Source organism: Metabacillus malikii (assembly GCF_030813355.1).
GTDB classification, from domain to species: domain Bacteria; phylum Bacillota; class Bacilli; order Bacillales; family Bacillaceae; genus Metabacillus; species Metabacillus malikii.
The window spans coordinates 136,738-158,333 of record NZ_JAUSUD010000003.1 but is presented as its reverse complement, the minus strand read 5'-3'; the positions used below and the strand labels follow the sequence as shown (position 1 = coordinate 158,333).

Below are 21,596 nucleotides of genomic sequence, written 5' to 3'. Positions count from 1 at the left end.
ATCTGCATGAGTCCTTCTTTATAAATCAAACGTTTCTTCTTTTAAAGCAACGGATGTTCCTCTAAATGCTGATAAATATTAGCAACTAATTGTTGGTGTGTTTCGCCAATAATTAGCTTACCATCCACTAAGGCATATAAAGAATACCGACACTTCCCACAATAGCTTAAACACCCATATTCAATAACATCTAAATTCGGATCTTTTTTGAGCTCCTCCAGTGCAGCATGAGCACCGTTTGCTAGGTTATTCCTACAAAATTCAATCATTGACTTCATTTTATAACACCTCACTACGCTTCCATATTAATTCGTTATCGTCGGGTCGTCAACGACAGATCGTATGTTTTGCTATGGCAATTCTTCTATCTATGTAATCTTGTTATCATGTTGTAGTTTCTCTGTAATTTCGTTATACTTTTTATGGCATTATTTATTTTGTGAATTTATCAGAGTACAATTCTATTAAAGTACCTAGCTAACACTAGAAAACAACGATAATACAAGGGGAAAAGGGGTATTGGACATGAGAAACCTAGTAATCCTTGGTGGCGGTTATGGAGGGATGAGAATCCTTCATAGACTTTTACCAAACAACCTACCAGAAGATGTTCAAATTACGCTTATTGACAGAAATCCATACCATTGTTTAAAGACAGAATATTACGCATTAGCTGCAGGTACAATTTCCGATCAGCATATCCGAGTATCATTCCCGGAGCATCCACGTTTACATTCGAAATTTGGTGAAGCCGTTTCAATAGACCTTGAAAAAAAATGTATCATATTTAATGATGACGAGTCGATTAACTATGATGATTTAGTAATAGGCCTAGGTTGTGAAGATAAATATCACAATGTCCCTGGAGCGAAAGAATATACGTATAGCATTCAATCAATTGAGAAGTGTCGTGAAACATATCGAAAACTGAATAACCTTAATGCAGGAGCAACAGTAGCGATTATAGGGGCAGGTTTGAGTGGAGTGGAACTGGCTAGCGAGCTTCGTGAAAGCCGTAAAGATTTGAACATCAAATTATTCGACCGCGGAAATCATATATTATCAAGCTTTCCCGAACGTTTAAGTAACTTTGTAGAGAAATGGTTTATCGAGCACGGAGTTGAAATTATTAACCATTCAAATATTACAAAGGTCGAAGAAAATATTGTTTATAACAATGATGAACGGATCGAATGTGATGCAATTGTTTGGACAGCTGGCATTCAACCGAATAAACTTGTTCGCAATCTTCCAATTGAAAAGGATAATCAAGGTCGAGTCATTTTAACACCACAACATTCAATACCAAGTTACGAGGATTCATTTGTTGTAGGTGATTGTGCGAGCCTTCCTCACGCACCCAGTGCCCAATTGGCAGAAGCACAGGCCGAACAAATTGTACAGGTTTTACAAAAGAAATGGAACAATGAACCTTTACCAGCTTCCTTCCCTCCATTTAAACTAAAAGGAGTGCTTGGATCACTAGGTAAAAAACAAGGATTTGGACTAGTAAATGATCGCCCTTTAATCGGACGCGTTCCTCGTGTTCTTAAATCAGGGGTTTTATGGATGTATAAATATCATAATGGATAATGAACCGATATAAACGGTGACAATATTGAAAACTGACTTGTAATGGACCGGACCATAGCATGGACAAGATGGTAATTTATACTTTCCTAATCTTAAAACTTGTCACCCCATTTTTCTAATCGCTAAAATGTGTTAAAATACTCATTAAGATTGTCACTTCAAACTTACGATTAGATTTTTCGCTATATATCACATATAATATTGATAAGGAAAGGAGTCGATAAGAATGACTGAAACAACATTAGTGGAACAAGTTCAAGAAGTGCTTGATAAGCTTCGTCCATTCTTACTTCGTGATGGAGGAGATTGCGAATTAGTTGATGTTGAAGACGGTATTGTGAAACTTCGTCTTTTAGGTGCTTGTGGGAGTTGCCCAAGCTCAACCATTACATTAAAAGCAGGTATTGAGCGTGCATTATTAGAAGAAGTACCTGGAATCGTAGAAGTTGAACAAGTATTTTAATTAGCTAATGATATAAATAAAAGCGTCTGCTAACACTTATGGTTGATGATGTAAGTGAAGCGGTCGCTTTTTTATTTATGCTTTTCTCTAAAACATGTAGCTTATTGCACTAACTTTTGTACGGTTTGTTGGAGCTTACTGCTTGACTCCTGACGACGCTAAAAAGGCGTCTTTCTGGCTATGAGGGTCAATACAGAGGCTGCTATTTTACCGAAGAGGCCTATTTCATACTTCATCGGTTATTTAAGTATGTGCTATTTTACCGAAGTGACTTATTTCATACTGCAACGGTCATTTATGCTTGTGCTATTTTACCGAAGTGAACCATTTCATACTGCAACGGTCATTTATGCGTGTGCTATTTTACCATTGAGACCTATTTCATACTGTAACGGTTATTTAAACGTGTGCTATTTTACCAAATTAGCTTTTTTCCAGCTATGACGGTCAAATAAGTTGCTGCTATTTTACCGAAGAGACCTATTTCATACTGTAACGGTTATTTAAGTGTGTGCTATTTTACCAAATTAGCTTTTTTCCAGTTATGACGGTCAAATAAGTTGCTGCTATTTTACCGAAGAGACCTATTTCATACTGTAACGGTTATTTAAACGTGTGCTATTTTACCAAATTACCTTTTTTCCAGCTATGACGGTCAAATAAGTTGCTGCTATTTTACCGAAGTGAACCATTTCATACTGCAACGGTCATTTATGCGTGTGCTATTTTACCAAATTAGCTTATTTCCGGTTATGACGGTCAATGAAGAGGCTGCTATTTTACCGAAGAGAACTATTTCATTCTGCAACGGTCATTTATGCGTGTGCTATTTTACCGAAGATTCGTTTTTCCAGCTAAAACGGTCAATAAAGAGGCTGCTATCTTACCGGATATTTGTTTTTTCAGCATTGACGGTCAAATAAACAAACAATATTTTACCAAATAACCAATATATTAAAATCAAACACAAAAAGGACTGAATAATGCTTCAGCCCTTTCTTTTTTTACTTTACTTGTTGGATTTGTTCGACTTTACACCCTTGGTTATCGATAGCTAATCGCTCAACATAGTAGTTTTCGAATTCTTTTGATAGAGTTTTCGCTAAATCATCACCTTTGCCTTTTTCAATGAAGCAAATGACTGTTGGGCCTGCTCCACTTAATGCTGAGCCATATGCACCTAAGTCTTTAACCCTCTCTTGGACTAGAGATATTTCAGGGATTAAGCTGCTTCTGTATGGTTGATGAAATAGATCTTTTGTCATCATTTGACCGACTAAATGCCAATTATTAGTTAGAAGACCTGCTACGAGCATGTTGCTAATTGCACTTGCTTCAACAGCTGTTTTGTAGGTTAACGATGATGGCAGAACATTTCTGGCATCACTTGTTAATACCTCATATTTTGGAACGACAACGACAGCGTCAACCTCTACCTTATCGATATGGACTAGCTGTGTCTGGTCCTCTTGATGTAGACCTACAACAAGTCCACCATATAGAGATGCGCCAACATTATCTGGATGCCCCTCTTCTAAACTTGCGATTCTTAGCTTTTCATCATCCAATAAATTGAGAGAACATAGCTGGTTAGCAAGTTCAATTCCGGCGATAATTGCTGCTGCACTACTGCCAAGCCCTCTTGCCATTGGAATTTCGCTCCATACTTTCACTTCACACGTCGGAAGTTCTTTTCCATACATAGCCGCAACACGAATTGCCACTTTGGCAATGAGATTATCCTCATTAGATGGAATGCCTTCAACGTGCTCTGTCATCGGGATGAAGTGATATTGACTTGCCAGTTTAATTTCTAATGTTAAATATTTACCTAGTGCAAGACCTATTGAGTCAAACCCCGGACCTAAATTAGCTGTACTGCCCGGGACGATAATTTTTAACATTTCACCCTCGTTCATTGAACTGTAGCTCCACTTAATTGTTGAAGAAATACTTCTTCATCATTTGGAAGGACAACAGGTTTGATTTCAGATACATCGATTGCAGTATTTGGGTCTTTTAAGCCGTTACCAGTTAAGACAGCAACTACTTTGCTTCCTTCTTTAATTAAGCCGAGTTTACGATGTTTGATTAAACCAGCGATTGATGCACATGAACCTGGTTCAGCAAAGACACCTTCTTCACGGGCAATTAGTTGATATGCTTCTAAAATTTCTTCATCTGTTACTGAATCAATTTTTCCATTAGATTCTTCTTTCGCTTTAACTGCAGTTTCCCAGCTTGCAGGATTTCCGATACGGATTGCAGTTGCAATTGTTTCAGGATTTTCAATAGGTTCACCACGAACGATTGCCGCTGCACCTTCTGCTTGGAATCCGTGTATTTTTGGTAGACCTGTTTGTTTCTTTTCGTTATATTCTTTAAAGCCTTTCCAGTATGCTGTAATGTTCCCGGCATTCCCTACAGGAATTGCTAAATAGTCTGGTGCACTACCTAATTGTTCACATACTTCAAATGCTGCTGTTTTTTGACCCTCAATACGATAAGGGTTAACAGAGTTTACTAAAGTGATAGGTAATTTTTCGCTTACATTACGTACCATTGTTAACGCATGGTCAAAGTTTCCTTGAATTGCGTAAATTTCAGCGCCGTACATAACCGCTTGTGCAAGCTTACCAAATGCAATTTTACCATCTGGAATAAGTACGATACATTTCATATTCGCTCTAGCTGCATACGCTGCAGCTGCTGCTGAAGTATTTCCTGTAGAAGCACAGATAACTGTATCACTGCCTTCTTCCTTTGCCTTTGCGACAGCCATGACCATTCCACGGTCTTTAAATGAGCCCGTTGGATTCGTACCCTCTGTTTTAACATATAATTCAACTCCAAGCTTTTCAGAAAGCTTTGGAAGGTGAATAAGTGGTGTATTTCCTTCTTGTAGTGTTAATTTTGGTGTTTTATCTGTTACTGGTAAAAACTCCTCGAATTCTTGAATAAGGCCTTTCCACATCATACTGAACCGTTCCCTTCTACTCGGTACGTACTTTTCACTTCTTGTACGACCTCTAATTCATGTAATTGTTGTAAAATTTCTTCAAAATCACTTTCTGCTGCTTTGTGTGTAACAAGAACAATTTCTGCAAGATTACTATTTTTTATCGGAAGCTGGAGGATTTTCTCAAAGCTGACGCCTCTTTCAGAAAATAGTGATGTAATACTAGAAAATGCACCAACCTGATCCTTCGCTGTTATTCGTAAAAAGTGCTGTGCAAAGATATGCTCAGGACTCTTTAATTGTTTATCAAATTGCGGTGCGATCGCACTTTGACCATTAACATTTAATCTCATATTTTTCATGACAGCAACTAAATCTGATACGACAGATGTTGCAGTTGGAAGACTACCTGCTCCTGGTCCGTAAAACATCGTTTCACCGACTGCTTCACCGTATACATATACAGCATTGTATTCATCATTTACAGCTGCTAGCGGGTGAGCTTCTGGTAATAATGTTGGTTCAACAGCAACCTCAACTTTCCCATTTTCTCTTTGCGCTATTCCGATTAGCTTCATTGTATAGCCTAGTCGTTTACTATAATCAATATCCTCGTCAGTTACGGAGGAAATTCCTTTTACTTTTACATCTTCAAGGTCAACATGCATTGAGAAGCCTAAACGGGCTAGTATTGCCATCTTTCTTGCAGCATCTAAGCCTTCTACATCAGATGTTGGGTCTGCTTCAGCATAGCCTAAATCTTGCGCTTCTTTTAAGACTTCATCATATGCGCTGCCGAGCTTTGTCATTTTCGTTAAAATGAAATTTGTTGTTCCGTTCACAATACCCATCATTTTTGTAATCCGGTCTGATGCTAAACCGTCTACTAAGCTTCGTAAAATTGGAATACCACCTGCAACGCTAGCTTCATAGAAAAGGTCACAGCCATTTTCGGTCGCAATTGTAAGCAACTCATTACCGTACACTGCCATTAAATCTTTATTCGCTGTTACAACATGTTTTTTTGCCTTTAATGCTTCTATTAAATGGAGACGAGTCTCTTCAACGCCACCCATCACTTCAATGACAACATCAATGTCAGGGCTTTTAATGATGTCATCTACATTTGTTGTTAACAGACTTTTATCTATTGGAACTTGGCGTTCTTTATTTAAATTATGAACCAGTACTTTTTTCACTTTTACTGGACATCCAACTTGGTGCATTAACTTATCTTGATGGTCTTCGATAATTTTAACAACACCACTTCCGACCGTTCCTAGACCTAAAAGTCCAACATGTATTGCTTCCACTCGTTCCACTCCTTTTTGTTCATCTAGAAAGTACAATTGTACCCTCGTAAAAGACACCGATAATATACTTGTCATTATAAAATGTATAGAACTGTTTTACAAGGGCGAATTTTCAGTTTTTTATATGTAAGCGGTATACACCTTGATTTGATAAGGTTAAATATTTTGCCTATTTTTTATTTTTGTATTCGTTCTTTTCATCAAATGTTTTAGTAGAATATCATACTCAGATTAAAGCTTTACTTCTGTTCGAGGCTTCTTACCTTGTAAAACAGCGTATATATTCTCTGCACATAAACGCATCATTGCATGTCTTGTTTCATAACTTGCGCTACCGATATGCGGCAATGCCACAACATTTCTCAAGCTAACGAGCGGATGTGTAGCAGAGATTGGTTCGTTTACAAAAACATCGAGCCCACAACCAGCAATTTCGTTTTGTGTAAGTGCTTTATAAAGGTCATCCTCTTTTACTACAGCACCTCTGCTAACATTAATAAAAATTGCCGTGTTTTTCATTCTTTCAAAAGCTTCAAAATCAAATAAGTTCCTAGTTTGAGGTGTTAATGGTGTCAGACATACGACATAGTCAGATTTCGTTAATAATTCCTCAAATGTTGCATATTGTACTCCTAGTTGTTGCTCAACCTTTTCATTAGGGTTTCGGTTATGGTACAAAACATTCATGTCAAAGCCTAATGCACGCTTGGCAACAGCTTGTCCAATTTTCCCCATACCGACAATTCCGATTGTCTTATGATGGACATCATATCCCGCTAATAGTAGAGGCCCCCAACTTTTCCACTGATTATCCTTCACATACTCAGCAGCCTCCGTGATTCTACGGGCAGTTGCCAGTAAAAGACCAAATGTTAAGTCTGCTGTCGAATCTGTTAATATATCTGGCGTATTGCAGACAGTAATCCCTTTACTTTTTGCATACTGAATATCAATATTATCATAACCAACAGCAAGATTTGCGATGACTTGTAAGTTATCTGACTTACTCAATAACTCTTCATCTATCTTGTCTGAGAGCATTGTTAATAAACCGGTTGCCGTTTTTGCCTTTTCAAGTAGTACGTCTCTCGGACACGGAACTTCTTCCTCCGGCCACATTTCGACATCTGCAATTTCATAAAGCGGTTGAAGCTGTTGTGTAGAGCATTTTCGAGTAACAAAGATATACGGTTTCGCCAATTTCTCATCACCCCTATTATGTATTCTCTTTTTATTTTACCATAAGAGAATGACCCAAAACCAAAGGCTCTAACCTTTTGAGTCATTCTCTCCTATTACTTAATTAACCAATCAACAGAAGGGATGGCTACTCTTCTAGTCTTACTGGTTAACAATCTTGTATAATCCCTAAGAAACATTTCAAACTTTGCCGACTCATTTAAAATCCGCTCCAATAACTTCTCATATGTTTGTTTCTCGTTCTCTGCTGCTAAGTAATACCCCTCTATGCATTCAAAGTAATGAAGAGGAAATAACAGCCTGCTATAGATTAATCGATATGAAAAGCGTGAAAGTGGTGTTGTTCGATCATAATCCTCTAGGAAATGAAAGCACTCAGTTCGAAAATCTTGTTTTTCAAAAAATAAATGCCTCATATACTCTGCAATATCCCTACCACAATGGTCAAATACCCAGTCTGTCGGTAATTTGACATTAATATCAGGGAACCATGTATGTTGATGAAAGCGTTGATGACAAATCGTACCTGAATCAATTGGCTGCGGGTCATCATCCAATTCGGTATCTACTAAATATTGAATTGCATTTTCAGCAAGACCTAAATAATACGGAAACGATTCTACAAACCTTCGTTCAAATTGATTCAATGGCAGACTATGAATTTTCTCCCTCCAAAATGATTCCAATTGGTCTAACCGCTTCTCCCAAAGATATTTCCATTGTCCGATTCGCTGCGTTTTATTTACTTGATACGGAAACAACCGCCCCTTTTGATGAAAGGCTGCTAAATTCCTGCCTATACGATTACCTTCCTTTCTTTTGTGTGCTCCGCATTTCACTAAGATATATTTCTGGTCATCTTTTTCAAAAAATAAATTATTCTCTTTCGTTAACACCATACTAGCAATATACGGTTCACGGTTTTCGGTCATGTATTGTGAAAAAGAATATAACTCAAACAACTCTTCATCATCAAGATGATTTATTGGTATAATAAAGAAACGGGTTTGGTGGAGAGTAAATGTATCATAGTGACCTACTTTCGTTAACTCAGCAGCCCTAATGCCATATTCTTCATTGATTGTTTTTTTCACTTCTATCCCTCCAAAATAACCTACTTATACTATCGTAAGCTCTCAATTCAACAAATATGATTATATATGCAGGGACTATCAAGAATTTGGAGAAGATATATGTATCATGATAATGGCTGAATATTTATTTTCTAAGCGCCATACACTAAATTAATTCTCAAAAATAAAGGCTTTTTCCATTAAAATTGTTGTTTTGAAAACAGATTATTACGCAATTGAATGAGTGGGAAAGGCGAGACTCTCTCCCACGAATATGGTCATATCGTAAAAGATAACAACTATTTTATGAAATAGCTAAAACAAAAGAATGGGTGAGATGATATGAAAAGCGAAGAAAAAATGGATATTGTAGAAAAAACAGCTAGAGAATGGATGATTAAAAGAGGTGTAAAAATAGAGGATATCGCAGAGCTCGTCTACTTTTTACAAGAAAAATATCATCCTGAATTAACAATGGATGAATGCATCGAAAACGTTGACCGAGTCCTCATGAAAAGAGAAGTACAAAACGCGATACTGACAGGGATTCAATTCGACGTCCTCGCGGAGGAAAACAAACTTGTAGAACCACTCCAAACCATTATTGGTACAGATGAAAGCTTATACGGTGTTGATGAAATACTAGCCTTCTCTATCGTTAATATATATGGTTCAATCGGCTTTACAAATTACGGATATATTGACAAATTAAAACCTGGAATCCTTCAATATTTAAATGATAAATCGTCCGGAAAATGTCACACATTCCTTGACGACATCGTCGGAGCAATCGCAGCCGCAGCCTCCAGCCGCCTCGCCCACCGCGCAAAAGACGTAGAGTAACCAGAAAAGCGGAAGTGCCTTGGTCAGCCCCGACAAGCTTAAGACGATTCTAAAATAGAAGGCGCTCTTTGCCTTCAATTTTAGAATTGGCTTAAGACTCGAGGGGCTAGGCACTGGAGCTAGACATCTCGAAAAGCGGAGGCGACTGGTCAGCGACGAGCAACAAGAGCAATCCGGATGAGATATAGCGAGACTACGCTTAGTAGGTGTAGTTCCTACTAAGCGGAAGCGAGACTTACCTGAGCTTTACGGACTGTCTTTACCACTACAATGTCTATGTCCTAACATTACATACAGTCCGTTTAGCTGAGGCAAAGGAAACACGAAGAGCGGAGCGATTCGATGTTGACTTATCGTAAGGAGGATTGTGAAGTCCACTAGGCGCTAGGAGCCGAAGCTAGACATATAGAAAAGCGGAGGCGACTGGTCAGCCTCGACAAGCTTAAGATGATTTAGAATAGAAGGCGCTCTTTGCCTTCAATTCTAAATTAGCTTAAGACCTCGAGAGGCTAGGAGCCGCAGCTAGACATCATCGAAAAGCGGAAGTGCCTCGCTTAGCCCCGACAAGCTTAAGACGATTCTAAAATAGAAGGCGCTCTTTGCCTTCAATTTTAGAATTGGCTTAAGACTCGAGGGGCTAGGCACTGGAGCTAGACATCTCGAAAAGCGGAAGTGCCTGTTCAGCCCCGACAAGCTTAAGTCGACCCTAAAATAGAAGGCGTTCTTTGCCTTCAATTTTAGAATTGGCTTAAGACTCAAGGGGCTAGGCACTGGAGCTAGATTTAGCGCTAATAGGGCTAGCTTAAAAACTCAAAAAAGAGCTAGTTTTAAAACTGTACATTATCATTCTAAAACACGTTGTTTACATACTCTTCTAATGTATTAACTGTATATGTTGGCTGCACTTCATAATTTGATAAGTGCTGCTTTGTCGTTACACCTGTATGTACGAGTAATGTATCAATGCCACAGTTAATTCCTGCCATGATATCTGTATCATAATTGTCACCGACCATTACTGTTTCACTTTTTTTCGTACCTAACACTTGTAATGCTTGTTCTACGATGATGGACTCCGGTTTGCCAATAAAGACTGGTTGAGTGTTTGTGGATACGGTCACAACAGATGTTAACGCACCATTCCCTGGAAGAAGACCCCGCTCAGTCGGGATGGCAATGTCCCCATTTGTCGAGATGAATGTAGCACCATTTCTTACGGCAATACATGCTTTGGCAAGTTTCTCGTACGATATTTCACGATCAATACCTGTAACGACGAAGTCTGGGTTCTCATCTACTAATTGTAGACCTCTTTTTCTCAACGCATCTCTCAGCCCCTCTTCCCCAATACAATAAACGGTAGCATCTTGTTTCTTTTCCCATATGTAATTAGCGGTTGCTTGACTTGTAGTAAACACTGTTTCTGGTTTTGCCTGTATACGAAAGTCATTAAGCTTCTGTGCAACCTTCTCAGGCGTTTGTGATGAATTATTTGTAACGAACAAGTAAGGAATATTATGTTTAATTAATGTATCAACAAAGATACTTGCCTCTTTTATTTGTTCTGTTCCTTTATACATTGTTCCATCTAAATCAATTAAGTACCCTTTATATCGCTTCACTACAAATCACCCTTTCTAAGTTTGTCCATAAGAATAGCGCAAGCATCTTGAACAGCCTAAGACAAATAGGACGAAAATGAAAGACGTTCTTTGCTTTCAAGTCATTTGCAACTTATGACCTCAAGCAGCTAGACACTCACACAAAGTATAAACTATTTTCTTGCCCTTTTAAAAAAGGATGACATGATTACGCCATCCATCGTTTTCCTTTATTATTGTAATGGTTTAAAGGCGGTTACCGGCCCTAATTCCTTTTCTACATAACGACGTACATTAGCAGGAAAAGACTTTAGATATTTCAAGTTGCTACCCATCGTACGAAGTAATTCATCATGGTTAACTTCTAAATATTCTTGAACGACCACTTTTCTCAGTGCAATAACTTCCTTTAAACCGTCAGCGTCTTCTTGCATAATGACCTTTTCATCTAACAATATGTCAATGATATCATCATAGCTTCCAGGGTCTCTCATAATAAAACCATCAATAATTGCATTACCGACATCTAGGATGATTTCAATACATAAATGACAAATCCGCTCATAGGCGAGCATTTCCCATTCTGTTTGATTCCATGTTTTCTTCGCTTCAAGTGATTGGATTTGCTTATCAAAGTAAGTTAATCGTGCATCCATTTTTTCTCTATCGACAAAATACATTGTTGCACCACCCTTTCTATCATAACTACACTTCCATTAACCTAGAGCTACCCGGCTTTTTTCTAGCGTACCTGGTCTGGCGTAAAAATAACCTTGAGCCAAATCTACATCATTTCTTAAAAGGACCTCGGCTTCTTCTTTTTTTTCGATTCCTTCTGCAACAACTAAGGAACGTGTTTCTTTTGCAATTAAGATAAGTCCTTTTAGCATCGACTCTTTCACACTACTTGTATCGATATCCTGGATTACCGAACGATCAATCTTTATGATGTCTGGTAACAACTCACTAATTGTATGTAAACTTGAATATCCCGCGCCTGTATCGTCTACTGCAATTTTAAATCCCTTTTTCCGTAATTGCTTAATGTTTTCATAAAAAAAGGTTAGTCCTTCAATTGAATCCCGTTCTGTTACTTCAAAAATCATCTGGTTCGGACTGATGTCAGGATATAATTGCAGCAATGATTCTAAAGCAGGAATAAATCTTTTATTACCTAACGTAATCGGTGTAAAATTGATAAAAACGTCGTCTGAACAACCCGCTTGATCGATTAATTGAAAAGCCTTTTCTAACACTAATAATTCTAAATCATAAATAAGGTTTGATTGTCTAGCAAGAGAAAATAATTGCAAAGGATTTTCTAAGGCAGTACCTTTAGGACCTCGAGTTAAAAATTCCCACGCTTTAATTTGTTTCGTTGCTAAATCAATGATTGGCTGTGCCAATATTGTGATTTCTCTTTTTGTGATAATTTCACGCATTTTAATTAATGTTTCGATATATCTTGATTGGACACGTTTTTCAGCCATTGCGATTGCATGCTGCTGTGCTGTATGTAAGGCATCGTGTGTCGTTCGGTTTTTAGTTTTTTCTATAAACATATAGCCAATGTCAAAGCAATGCTGGAAATAAGGATAATGAGTTTGGCTCCATTTCTCTAATAAAGGAACTAAATCCCTAAGCATTTTCTCTATTTGGACAACGCTTTGATTATCATCATTTATTTTAACAAAAAGGGTAATCCCTTCACTATAATAATCGTGGACGACAAGTAAATCATCTCTATATTGTGTACGTTCAAAAATTTGTTTAAAACCGATTTTTAATTCGTTTTTAAAATCATCTAACTGGTTCGGCTCAAGCTGACTAGAAAACTCTCGTAGATTTGATACGGAGATAACGACTACAGCCACCTGCATTCCATTGGACATCGCCTGATAAACACCCTCAAGTACTGGGTCTCTAAGGACAAATTTAGGTGGATAATATCGTAATTTACTCTGAGGTAAAAAAAGCTTGTTCCACTTTTTTATTCGCTTAAATTGCGTATGAATAAAATCACTCTGCATTTGCTTCAACCCTTCTGGTTATCACCGTTACGTACCATTATTTTAACATAAATGCAGAAAATTCGACTTCTTTCTTGAAATTTTTTATAATGAACATTAAGTGCTTTTTATGATACGTGTTTTTTAGTGAATATTTGTTATTTTAAGAAAGAAGGGTAAGCTTTCTTTCATACCTTCTTACACTCAAGAAAAAAGGGGTGTTCAAATGTCAGAAGAGCGTTTTTATTTATACGATGAAATAGAAGATACACAAACAAGATTTGTAAGTTTTATGGGGAATAACCAACGATTTGATTTAGCGATTTTACAAACTGACCGTTTCTTTGGAAAACAGCTCGTCTTGGATCTTCAAACAAATCGATTTGCTATCATTGGAACAGACGATTTAAATGAAGATGGATACTTAGAGCATGCTTATCATTTAAATGCCGAGGATGCTGCAGAATTACATAGTTTTTTGTCTGAGATTATTTGATGAGATTTTAGAGACGGGTCAAATCCCTTAATTATAGAGGGTCTGACCCCTTAATTTGTATATGACTTTAAAAACTAAGTTTCCCTCGTTCAAAGGGGTCAGACCCTGGTCAGACCCTGGTCAATGTGTTACTTTTTTAACTTTTTTAAGACAAAATAGGCACAGCCAAAGTTACAGTATTCAAAGATGTATTCGTCTAGTGTGCTTATTTTCGTATCGTAGCTTGCCTTTTGGTTTTGGTCATCAAAAAAGCCGCGTAATCTTAGCTGGTTGTAGCCCCAATCCCCGACAATGAAGTCATACTTATTTAAGATATCGCTATATCGTTCTTTAAAGGCTTCCTCATTAAAGCCATTCTTTTCTTCCTTTATTAATTCAAAGCATTGATTTTGGACAAAAATCACGTTACATCACCCCATCTACATTCCATATCTTTATCTTAATCGAAAAACAGTCAACCATCAATTACTAAGCAATATTCTCTCCTAATTGGTCACCCTAACAAGGAGGAGGTGTTTCCCTTGTTAAAATCAAAGCTTATCATGAGCGCATTAGGCTTATCACTGTTAACAGCTTGTCAAGGTCAAGGTGGCAATGAAACATCGTTAGTTGACGACCCTAGTGGTTCAACTTTAAATGTACTAAATCGAGAAGAACAATTCAAACAGGAAGGGAACTCTAAAGAGGATCAACCTGCAAATTTAGGATTTTCTCGTCTTAGACAAGAGGGTATTAGTCAAGATGCAAACTTCATTCGAACACCGCAAATTGACCGTGACCAACTAGCAAAATCAATCAGTAGCCTTGTTATTCAACTGCCTACTGTTGAGGATGTTGCAACATTAGTGACAGATGAAGAAGTGTTAGTTGCTTATGAAACAGATTCCGATGATAAATTTGAAGTGGCCGACCAAGTAAAGAAAACGGCAATTTCAATCGTTCCAAGATACTTTCACGTGTATGTTTCGGACAATGATGCGATGATAAGTCAAATTCAATCGTATAGCCCGCTTGAGACAACAAACCGTGATCTTGATCAAATATTAAATAAAACAATAAAAGAAATGTTAAAATCGCCACAAGGTAGAGCTTTAAATGATGGAGAAAACGCAAACGGCGAAGGGTATGGAGAAATGAATGAAGAGCTAGACGACGATATGAAAGATCACTACGAGAAAACACGATTTAATAATCAAAATAAATAAAAAGGAAGAGTAATTACCTCTTCCTTTCTTTAGGTTATGCTTGCGCTTGTCTTTGTTTCGAGGCTGCATTTACTTGTTCATCTGCATGATAAGATGAGCGAACAAGTGGACCTGCTTCACAATGACTGAATCCTTTGCTTAGTGCAATTTCGCGTAATTCTGCAAATTCATCTGGATGATAATATTTTTGAACTTTTAAATGTTTCTTCGATGGTTGCAAATATTGACCAATCGTCATGATATCAACATTATTTGCACGCAAGTCATCCATCGTTTCGATGATTTGCTCTTTCGTTTCTCCTAAACCAATCATAATACTTGATTTTGTAGGAATCGCTGGCTGCATTTCCTTCGCACGTCTTAAAAACTCTAACGATCTTTCATAAGTAGCACGGGCGCGCACTCTCGGTGTTAGCTCTCGAACTGTTTCAATATTATGATTTAATATATCCGGTTTCGCATCCATTAACGTTTTTAAATTATCATAATCACCACTTAAATCTGATGGCAATACTTCGACAGTTGTAAATGGACTTTTACGACGGATCGCTCTTACAGTTTCTGCTAGCACTTTTGAACCGCCGTCCTTTAAATCATCACGTGCTACCATCGTGATAACTGCATGCTTTAAATTCATTAACGCAACTGAATCAGCTACGCGTTCTGGTTCCGCAAGGTCAAGTTCTGTTGGAAGCCCAGTTTTAACTGCACAAAAACGGCATGCACGAGTACAAACGGAGCCTAAAATCATAAATGTAGCCGTCCGGCGAACCGCCCAACATTCATGAATATTCGGACATTTCGCTTCTTCACATACTGTATGAAGATTCTTTTCACGCATTAGCTTCTTTAAATCTGTATAGTTTTCGTTTGTGTTTAATTTTATTTTTAACCATTCTGGCTTACGTAAATAATCGTCCTTTTTCGCCATCTGATTCATCTCCAGTATGTATTATTGTATGTAAACAATTCATCACCATTAAAATGATATCCGTAATCACTTTAACATATGAAATGGGCACGGACAAGAAAAAGGGCTCTTATTCCATATTTAGGATGCCCTATAAATTGTGTACTACCAATTGATTTCACCCAATCCAGCATGCGTACTTTGAATTGTGTTTAACACTCTTCTATGTAAAGTCGCAGTACTTTTTAATTTCTAACATTTTCTATTTATGAAATAGTCAATTGAAACCAAACTATAAAAAGACTCGGTAACTAAACATGTTGTCATCATTTACTTTACGTGTTTACTCTTTGTAAAAAAGATTGATTTGTTGTAAGTAGTAACAAGAAGAAAAAATGCTTGAAAGGAGCTCATTACTGTGCGTAAAAAAATCATCTGTTTCACCGTATGGTTCATGATGGTGAACTGTTTTATAGCACAATCAACAGCTTACAGTGCTGAACCAAACAAAAACGAAGAATATGACAAGCTAATGAGCTTATATAAAAAAGTTGAGACTATCACAACAATTCCTTGGTATGTCTTTGCTGCAGTTGACCAATATGAAAGAAATGTGCGACATTCCAGAAGAGACATTCCAAAAGCAAACGGTTTAATTGAAATTTACATTAAACCTGAAGTATGGAGCGGGCCCATAAACCCGAATATCAATGACACTGACCCAAGAACGATTGGCTTATTTGGTGGTATAGGACAAGATGGCAATGGGGATCAAAAAGCAGACCCGAATAATGACGAAGATGTCCTCTATACATTTGCAAATTATTTGCAAAAATACGGAACAAACATTGATAACATTAGAATTGGTTTATGGAATTACTATAAACGCGATAAAGCTGTTGGGTTAATACTAGGCCATATGAAGCTGTACAAAAAGTACGGAACACTTGATTTAGATAAACATGCATTTCCTATCCCTCGTGGCTATAATTTCACGTATCATAACACGTGGGGTGATGCGCGCGGCTGGGGTGGTCGTCGAATCCATGAAGGAACTGACATTTTCGCAAACTACGGCGTCCCTGTTCGTTCGACATGCTATGGTGTTGTAGAAATGAAAGGTTGGAATCGTTACGGTGGCTGGAGAGTAGGCATCCGTGATATCGATAATACGTACCATTACTTTGCACATTTAAACGGTTTTGCGGATGGCTTGAAAACTGGTCAAGTTGTTGAGCCAGGTCAGTTAATCGGTTCAGTCGGTAGTTCTGGGTATGGACCTCCAGGCACATCTGGTAAATTCCCACCCCATTTACATTATGGACTATATAAAGATAACGGAAGAACAGAATGGTCATTTGACCCTTATCCACATTTAAAGGCTTGGGAGAGAGCAGAGCGTAAGAAGAAATAAAATGATACGAAAAGTGCAAGTGTCTTAAATAGTATTGATGTACTTGAATTATGGAATATGGATATATCAATCAAGAGGAGTATCTTCATAACCCATTTTTCAGCTAGAACGAATGAATTCGCTTTTTGACCGTTGTAGTATGAAATTGGTTTCTTCGGTTAAATAGATGGCTCTTCACTGACCGGCATTACTGGAAAAACGTTTTGTTGGTAATATAGCATTTGCTTATTTTACCGTTGTAGTATGATATTGGTCTCTTCGGTTAAATAGACGACTCTTTATTGACCGTCTTAACAGAAAAATCGTTTAGTTGGTAATATAGCACTTGCTTATTTTACCTTTATAGTGAGAAATTAGTCTCTTCGGTTAAATAGACGAAGCCTTATTGACCATCTTAACTGAAAAATCGTTTAGTTGGTAATATAGCACTTGCTTATTTTACCTGTGTAGTATGAAATTGGTCTCTTCGGTAATATAGACGACTCTTTATTGACCGCATTAGCCGAAAATAAGATTTCTCGGTAATATAGCATCCGTCTTTTTGACAGTTACAGTATAAAATTGGTCTTTTCGGTAATATAGACGACTCTTTATTGACCTTCTTAACAGGAAATACGATTATTCGGTAAAATAGCATGCGCTTTTTTGACCGGTGTAGTATGAAATAGTTGTCTTAGTACATTAGCAGTCTTTTCATTGACCGTCATAGCTTGTAAAATGAATCTTTCGTATTGAAAAAGCTGGCAGAGTAATCCCCGCCAGCTTTTCATATACATATTAATTATTTACTTTGTTTAGCCTTTATAACTGCATTTGCTAAACTAGCTGCAAGGCCTCCCCAAACAACTACTATCCCTATCACCATCATTGTGATTGCACTAGCACTCATTAGGACGATACCCCCTTATTTTTAGAGGATGATAACGAATTATGATCTTTTCTAAATTTCATCGAGAATAGTACACCAATTAATATCGCACCGATTGCGACTGTCCAGCCCCAATTAAATAGAAACTCTCTCGGATACCCTTCGTATTCACTCGTTAAATTCGTACGTAAATTATCAAACATCATATATCCTAAAACAATTGGAGTAATAACACTTAATGAAAATCTCCACCATGCACCAATTTGAATATCAGACACTTCATTTGCATGTTTTTGAATTGACTTAAGCTCTTTCGCAAACCAAGCAATTGCAATAACTTCAATTAAGCCCGCTAATGCAACACCGAATGTATTAATAAAATAATCGACACTATCAAGGAAGTATAAGCCGCCTCTTGTAGCAAAAATTAACGAGCAAAGTGCTGCTAATCCGCCGCCAATCGCAACAGCCTTTGTTCTAGAAATGTTAAATTTCTCTTGCAGTCCCGCAATATATGTCTCCGTAATTGAGATGAGTGATGTTAGACCTGCTAATATTAAAGAACCAAAGAATAAGAAACCGAATAATTCGTTGAATCCCGGGAACTCATTAATTATTTGCGGGAAAACAACAAATGCTAAACCTACGCCAGATGATACAACTTCTGATACTGGAACTCCTTGCTGTGCAGCCATAAAGCCTAATGCACTAAATACTCCAATTCCAGCTAATACTTCAAACGCAGAGTTTCCGAAACCGGTAATGAAAGCATTATTTGTAATATCTGACTTTTTAGGAAGATAACTTGCATAAGTAATCATAATAGCAAAAGCAATTGATAAACTAAAGAAAATTTGTCCATAGGCAGCTACCCATACTTTTCCATCCATAATTGTACTCCAATCAGGCTTAAAAAATGCCTCAAGTCCTGCAGCAGCTCCATCTAGAGTTAACGCTCTAATTACGATAAGAGTAAACATAACAACTAATACTGGAATGAATATTCTGCTTGCAGCTTCAATTCCTTTTTTAACACCAGCAAACATAACCCCTAAAGCAACAGCCCATACAATAATAAGTGGAATTAACACTCCTGGTACTAAACCACCAAATTCCCCTGGAGTTTTTGCTAGATGCAAATATTCATTAAATAAGAAACCTTCAGTATCATCTCCCCAGTGCTTATTAAATGAAAACACTGAATAAGAACCAGCCCAAGCAATAATGACCGGGTAATAACAGGAGATAACAAATGAAATTGCAATTTGCCACCAGCCTATCCATTCTTTCCCTTTACTAATCTTCGCAAATGTTGCCGGAGAAGAACTGCGATATTTATGACCTAATGTGAATTCCATGATTAATAATGGAATCCCTGCTGTTAATAAAGCAAATAGATAAGGTAAGAAAAATGCTCCTCCACCATTTTCATAAGCAGTTGCAGGGAACCGCCAAATATTTCCTAATCCTATTGCAGATCCAACAGCTGCTAATATAAATCCAGCCCTTGTTCCCCACTGTGGACGATTATCCATAATAAAAACCCTCCCTTTCAAACTAGTTCCAAGGAAACGAAACAATTTGAAATTACCTAATTTTCTGACTATTTACTATAATCTATACATAGTATAAATGGTCATTATGCCTATGTCTATAGGAAAATTCAGAAAATTACTATTTTAGTATGGTTTTTTCGACAATAATCACCTTATTCAACATTTTTTTACATATATAAATATAGTATATTCTTGACAGTTAATCCTTTTATACATTAACACGTTGAATGGTTGATTTGTTTAGTACATCACAATAAACTATTAATTCATATAATTATTATAAGATACCTTAAATATTAATATAGTTTTTATTCACTAAAAAAGGATGTTCTCCCTAGCAACGACTGCTATAAGAGACATCCTTTTATATTATATTATTGATGTGGCTGTGCTTTTCTTTCTAAATAATAGAATAAACAAAACGATTAGTAAGAAGATAGCAGCTAAACCAGCAAGCGAACTGCCTGTTAATCCAAGGACGAGATATCCAACTGCGGCAATAGCACCACCAATCAACGCATATGGGAGCTGGGTCATTACATGGTCCATATGATGACTACCAGCACCTGTAGACGAAAGAATGGTTGTATCGGATATTGGTGAACAATGATCACCTAATACAGCACCCGCTAATACTGCAGCCATTGTTGGTAATAACATTTCAATATTTGTAACTGCGGCAATTTCACCTGCAATTGGTAGGATAATACCAAATGTGCCCCATGAAGAACCTGTCGCAAATGCTGTAAATGCAGCTAACAAAAATAAGATAACTGGTAAATACGCTATGTTTAGATTAGAGTTTTCAACTAAACTCGCTAAATATTCACCTGTACCAAGACCTTTTATTAAATCAACAATTACCCATGCAAATATGAGAATATAAATTGCCGGAAGCATCGATTTCATACCCATTCCAATTCCTAAAGGTAATGATTTGCGGTCCATGTTTTTCATTAAATAAAGTATAAGCGTAATGATAAGTCCAAATAATCCACCGTAAAGAAGTGAAGCAGATACGTCCGTATTTTCAAAGATTGTAAAAATTGTTACATTCGTTTTATCTTCGATTGCACTGTAACCAGTGAGCAGCATTGAACTCACCGTCCCTACAATTAACGCAACGATCGGTAACACTAGATTAGCTACCGTACCTTTATCACTAACAGGCAGCTCATCCTCAACATCACCGATTGGAGCCATTTTCGGGTCAATCACTTGTCCCGTTGCCATTGCACGTTCTTCATGAACTTTCATACTGCCTAAATTAATATTAAAATAAGCAATCACAAAAACAAGAATAAGTGAGGTTAACGCATAATAATTCAAAGGAATCATTTTAACAAACGCCTCTAAGGGAGCGATATCCACCTGTATTTTGGTAAATATCCCAGCAAGTGTTGCAATAATAAATGCTCCCCAACTTGAAATCGGTGAAATGACACAAACCGGTGCTGATGTAGAGTCAATAATATATGCAAGCTTTGCCCTTGAAACTTTCTGTCGGTCCGTAATCGGTCTGCTCACTTGTCCAACTGCAAGTGCATTAAAATAATCATCAATAAAAATTAAGATTCCTAAAAATGCTGCAGTAAATTGTGCACCTACTCGTGTTTTAACCCGTTTCTCTGCCCATTCACCAAATGCTCTGCTTCCTCCTGACATTGAGATTAACGCTGTAATAATCCCAAGAATAAGCAGGAATAAAATGATATAAACATTCCATGTGTTTACAGCCCCATCTGCGATAAAGACGCCGATAAACGTATCAAATATTGAAGTGAAAGTACCCTTAATAGTACTTAATATAGACACTTCGGGTTTAAGTTCTATTAAAAATGCCGATGAAACAATCCCTACCCCAAGAGAAAGTAAGACTCTTCTTGTTAAGATAACCATAATTATCGCTAAAATTGGTGGAATAATTGAATAAATCGAACCAGCCATCGTATAAAACCCTCCTTTATTAATTATCGGAGGAGCTATTGTTACCTGAATGGTTTGTATGTCATATTAAAAATGCACACAAAAAAGAGTAATGATAGAAAATAACTATCATTACTCTTTATGAATAATGTCGTGTTATCCTCCAT

20 protein-coding genes are annotated in these 21,596 nt (G+C 37.2%); 6 read left to right on the top strand and 14 right to left on the bottom strand.

Features of this window, described 5'->3' with window-relative positions; translation table 11 throughout:
• Positions 1-41: 41 nt before the first annotated feature.
• Positions 42-278 carry a YuzB family protein gene (locus J2S19_RS04645; RefSeq protein ID WP_307337953.1) on the bottom strand — a complete coding sequence of 79 codons (237 nt, stop codon included), beginning with the start codon at positions 276-278 and terminating at the stop codon, positions 42-44.
• A 247-nt stretch (positions 279-525) separates the two neighbouring features.
• Here J2S19_RS04645 and J2S19_RS04640 point away from each other — a divergent pair, with 247 nt between their 5' ends.
• Both J2S19_RS04640 and J2S19_RS04635 read left to right on the top strand, forming a co-directional pair.
• Entirely contained in the window at positions 526-1,593 is a 1,068-nt protein-coding gene (locus tag J2S19_RS04640; RefSeq protein ID WP_307337950.1) for an NAD(P)/FAD-dependent oxidoreductase, read from the top strand.
• Between the two features lie 226 nt (positions 1,594-1,819).
• Positions 1,820-2,056, top strand: coding sequence for a NifU family protein (locus J2S19_RS04635; protein WP_307337948.1), 237 nt, complete (start codon positions 1,820-1,822; stop codon positions 2,054-2,056).
• A 1,004-nt stretch (positions 2,057-3,060) separates the two neighbouring features.
• Here J2S19_RS04635 and thrB read toward each other — a convergent pair.
• The 5 genes from thrB to yutH all read right to left on the bottom strand — a co-directional run bounded on the left by thrB (position 3,061) and on the right by yutH (position 8,622).
• Positions 3,061-3,975 carry a homoserine kinase gene (gene thrB / locus J2S19_RS04630; protein ID WP_307337946.1) on the bottom strand — a complete coding sequence of 305 codons (915 nt, stop codon included), beginning with the start codon at positions 3,973-3,975 and terminating at the stop codon, positions 3,061-3,063.
• On the bottom strand, positions 3,972-5,030 hold the full coding sequence (gene thrC / locus J2S19_RS04625) for a threonine synthase (protein WP_307338412.1): 1,059 nt from the start codon (positions 5,028-5,030) through the stop codon (positions 3,972-3,974). Before thrC ends, thrB begins: the two co-directional genes overlap by 4 nt.
• Entirely contained in the window at positions 5,030-6,328 is a 1,299-nt protein-coding gene (locus J2S19_RS04620) for a homoserine dehydrogenase (protein ID WP_307337943.1), read from the bottom strand. Before J2S19_RS04620 ends, thrC begins: the two co-directional genes overlap by 1 nt.
• 231 nt (positions 6,329-6,559) lie before the next feature.
• Positions 6,560-7,528: a 2-hydroxyacid dehydrogenase gene (locus tag J2S19_RS04615; protein WP_307337941.1), complete on the bottom strand. Its 969-nt coding sequence runs from the start codon at positions 7,526-7,528 to the stop codon at positions 6,560-6,562.
• A gap of 95 nt (positions 7,529-7,623) precedes the next feature.
• Positions 7,624-8,622: a spore coat putative kinase YutH gene (yutH, locus tag J2S19_RS04610; protein WP_307337938.1), complete on the bottom strand. Its 999-nt coding sequence runs from the start codon at positions 8,620-8,622 to the stop codon at positions 7,624-7,626.
• Between the two features lie 321 nt (positions 8,623-8,943).
• Here yutH and J2S19_RS04605 point away from each other — a divergent pair, with 321 nt between their 5' ends.
• Positions 8,944-9,444: a phosphatidylglycerophosphatase A family protein gene (locus J2S19_RS04605; RefSeq protein WP_307337935.1), complete on the top strand. Its 501-nt coding sequence runs from the start codon at positions 8,944-8,946 to the stop codon at positions 9,442-9,444.
• A gap of 848 nt (positions 9,445-10,292) precedes the next feature.
• Here the strand turns inward: J2S19_RS04605 and nucF are convergent.
• The 3 genes from nucF to J2S19_RS04590 form a co-directional block, all read right to left on the bottom strand.
• The gene (gene nucF, locus J2S19_RS04600; protein ID WP_307337933.1) at positions 10,293-11,066 is read right to left on the bottom strand and encodes a 5' nucleotidase NucF; all 774 of its coding nucleotides are present in this window, start codon (positions 11,064-11,066) and stop codon (positions 10,293-10,295) included.
• Between the two features lie 212 nt (positions 11,067-11,278).
• Positions 11,279-11,725, bottom strand: a complete 447-nt coding sequence (locus J2S19_RS04595) for a DUF86 domain-containing protein (protein ID WP_307337930.1) — start codon at positions 11,723-11,725, stop codon at positions 11,279-11,281.
• A 36-nt stretch (positions 11,726-11,761) separates the two neighbouring features.
• Positions 11,762-13,075 (bottom strand): EAL domain-containing protein, encoded by a 1,314-nt coding sequence (locus J2S19_RS04590; protein ID WP_307337927.1) that lies wholly within the window; start codon positions 13,073-13,075, stop codon positions 11,762-11,764.
• A gap of 205 nt (positions 13,076-13,280) precedes the next feature.
• On the opposite strand from J2S19_RS04590, the gene J2S19_RS04585 reads away from it, so the two are divergent.
• A complete protein-coding gene (locus J2S19_RS04585; RefSeq protein WP_307337923.1) occupies positions 13,281-13,550 on the top strand; it encodes a DUF3055 domain-containing protein in 270 nt (89 codons plus the stop codon).
• Between the two features lie 128 nt (positions 13,551-13,678).
• Here J2S19_RS04585 and J2S19_RS04580 read toward each other — a convergent pair whose 3' ends face one another.
• Positions 13,679-13,954, bottom strand: a complete 276-nt coding sequence (locus J2S19_RS04580; RefSeq protein ID WP_307337921.1) for a YutD family protein — start codon at positions 13,952-13,954, stop codon at positions 13,679-13,681.
• A gap of 117 nt (positions 13,955-14,071) precedes the next feature.
• Here J2S19_RS04580 and J2S19_RS04575 point away from each other — a divergent pair, with 117 nt between their 5' ends.
• Positions 14,072-14,755 carry a YhcN/YlaJ family sporulation lipoprotein gene (locus J2S19_RS04575; RefSeq protein WP_307337919.1) on the top strand — a complete coding sequence of 228 codons (684 nt, stop codon included), beginning with the start codon at positions 14,072-14,074 and terminating at the stop codon, positions 14,753-14,755.
• A 34-nt stretch (positions 14,756-14,789) separates the two neighbouring features.
• On the opposite strand, the gene lipA is transcribed toward J2S19_RS04575, so the two are convergent.
• Positions 14,790-15,686, bottom strand: coding sequence for a lipoyl synthase (gene lipA / locus J2S19_RS04570; RefSeq protein ID WP_307337916.1), 897 nt, complete (start codon positions 15,684-15,686; stop codon positions 14,790-14,792).
• Positions 15,687-16,122: 436 nt separating this feature from the next.
• Between lipA and J2S19_RS04565 the strand changes: the two genes are divergently transcribed.
• A complete protein-coding gene (locus tag J2S19_RS04565; RefSeq protein ID WP_370875063.1) occupies positions 16,123-17,079 on the top strand; it encodes a M23 family metallopeptidase in 957 nt (318 codons plus the stop codon).
• 781 nt (positions 17,080-17,860) lie between these two features.
• Here the strand turns inward: J2S19_RS04565 and J2S19_RS04560 are convergent.
• From J2S19_RS04560 to J2S19_RS04550, 3 genes are all read right to left on the bottom strand, one after another.
• Entirely contained in the window at positions 17,861-17,968 is a 108-nt protein-coding gene (locus J2S19_RS04560; protein WP_307337913.1) for a methionine/alanine import family NSS transporter small subunit, read from the bottom strand.
• On the bottom strand, positions 17,968-19,482 hold the full coding sequence (locus tag J2S19_RS04555) for a sodium-dependent transporter (protein WP_307337909.1): 1,515 nt from the start codon (positions 19,480-19,482) through the stop codon (positions 17,968-17,970). The genes J2S19_RS04560 and J2S19_RS04555 overlap by 1 nt, the downstream gene beginning before the upstream one ends.
• A 390-nt stretch (positions 19,483-19,872) precedes the next feature.
• Complete coding sequence (locus J2S19_RS04550) at positions 19,873-21,450, bottom strand: Na+/H+ antiporter NhaC family protein (protein ID WP_307337907.1); 1,578 nt, start codon at positions 21,448-21,450, stop codon at positions 19,873-19,875.
• Positions 21,451-21,596 lie beyond the last annotated feature (146 nt).

What these genes read in the sequence shown, in the direction of transcription:
- J2S19_RS04555 (WP_307337909.1), bottom strand. Translation starts at nt 19,482, where the DNA reads ATGGATAATCGTCCACAGTGGGGAACAAGGGCTGGATTTATATTAGCA.
- J2S19_RS04550 (WP_307337907.1), bottom strand. Translation starts at nt 21,450, where the DNA reads ATGGCTGGTTCGATTTATTCAATTATTCCACCAATTTTAGCGATAATT.
- J2S19_RS04560 (WP_307337913.1), bottom strand. Translation starts at nt 17,968, where the DNA reads ATGAGTGCTAGTGCAATCACAATGATGGTGATAGGGATAGTAGTTGTT.
- thrC (WP_307338412.1), bottom strand. Translation starts at nt 5,030, where the DNA reads ATGTGGAAAGGCCTTATTCAAGAATTCGAGGAGTTTTTACCAGTAACA.
- lipA (WP_307337916.1), bottom strand. Translation starts at nt 15,686, where the DNA reads ATGGCGAAAAAGGACGATTATTTACGTAAGCCAGAATGGTTAAAAATA.
- J2S19_RS04645 (WP_307337953.1), bottom strand. Translation starts at nt 278, where the DNA reads ATGAAGTCAATGATTGAATTTTGTAGGAATAACCTAGCAAACGGTGCT.
- J2S19_RS04640 (WP_307337950.1), top strand. Translation starts at nt 526, where the DNA reads ATGAGAAACCTAGTAATCCTTGGTGGCGGTTATGGAGGGATGAGAATC.
- J2S19_RS04565 (WP_370875063.1), top strand. Translation starts at nt 16,123, where the DNA reads ATGGTGAACTGTTTTATAGCACAATCAACAGCTTACAGTGCTGAACCA.
- J2S19_RS04605 (WP_307337935.1), top strand. Translation starts at nt 8,944, where the DNA reads ATGAAAAGCGAAGAAAAAATGGATATTGTAGAAAAAACAGCTAGAGAA.
- thrB (WP_307337946.1), bottom strand. Translation starts at nt 3,975, where the DNA reads ATGAACGAGGGTGAAATGTTAAAAATTATCGTCCCGGGCAGTACAGCT.
- J2S19_RS04590 (WP_307337927.1), bottom strand. Translation starts at nt 13,075, where the DNA reads ATGCAGAGTGATTTTATTCATACGCAATTTAAGCGAATAAAAAAGTGG.
- J2S19_RS04585 (WP_307337923.1), top strand. Translation starts at nt 13,281, where the DNA reads ATGTCAGAAGAGCGTTTTTATTTATACGATGAAATAGAAGATACACAA.
- J2S19_RS04595 (WP_307337930.1), bottom strand. Translation starts at nt 11,725, where the DNA reads ATGTATTTTGTCGATAGAGAAAAAATGGATGCACGATTAACTTACTTT.
- J2S19_RS04635 (WP_307337948.1), top strand. Translation starts at nt 1,820, where the DNA reads ATGACTGAAACAACATTAGTGGAACAAGTTCAAGAAGTGCTTGATAAG.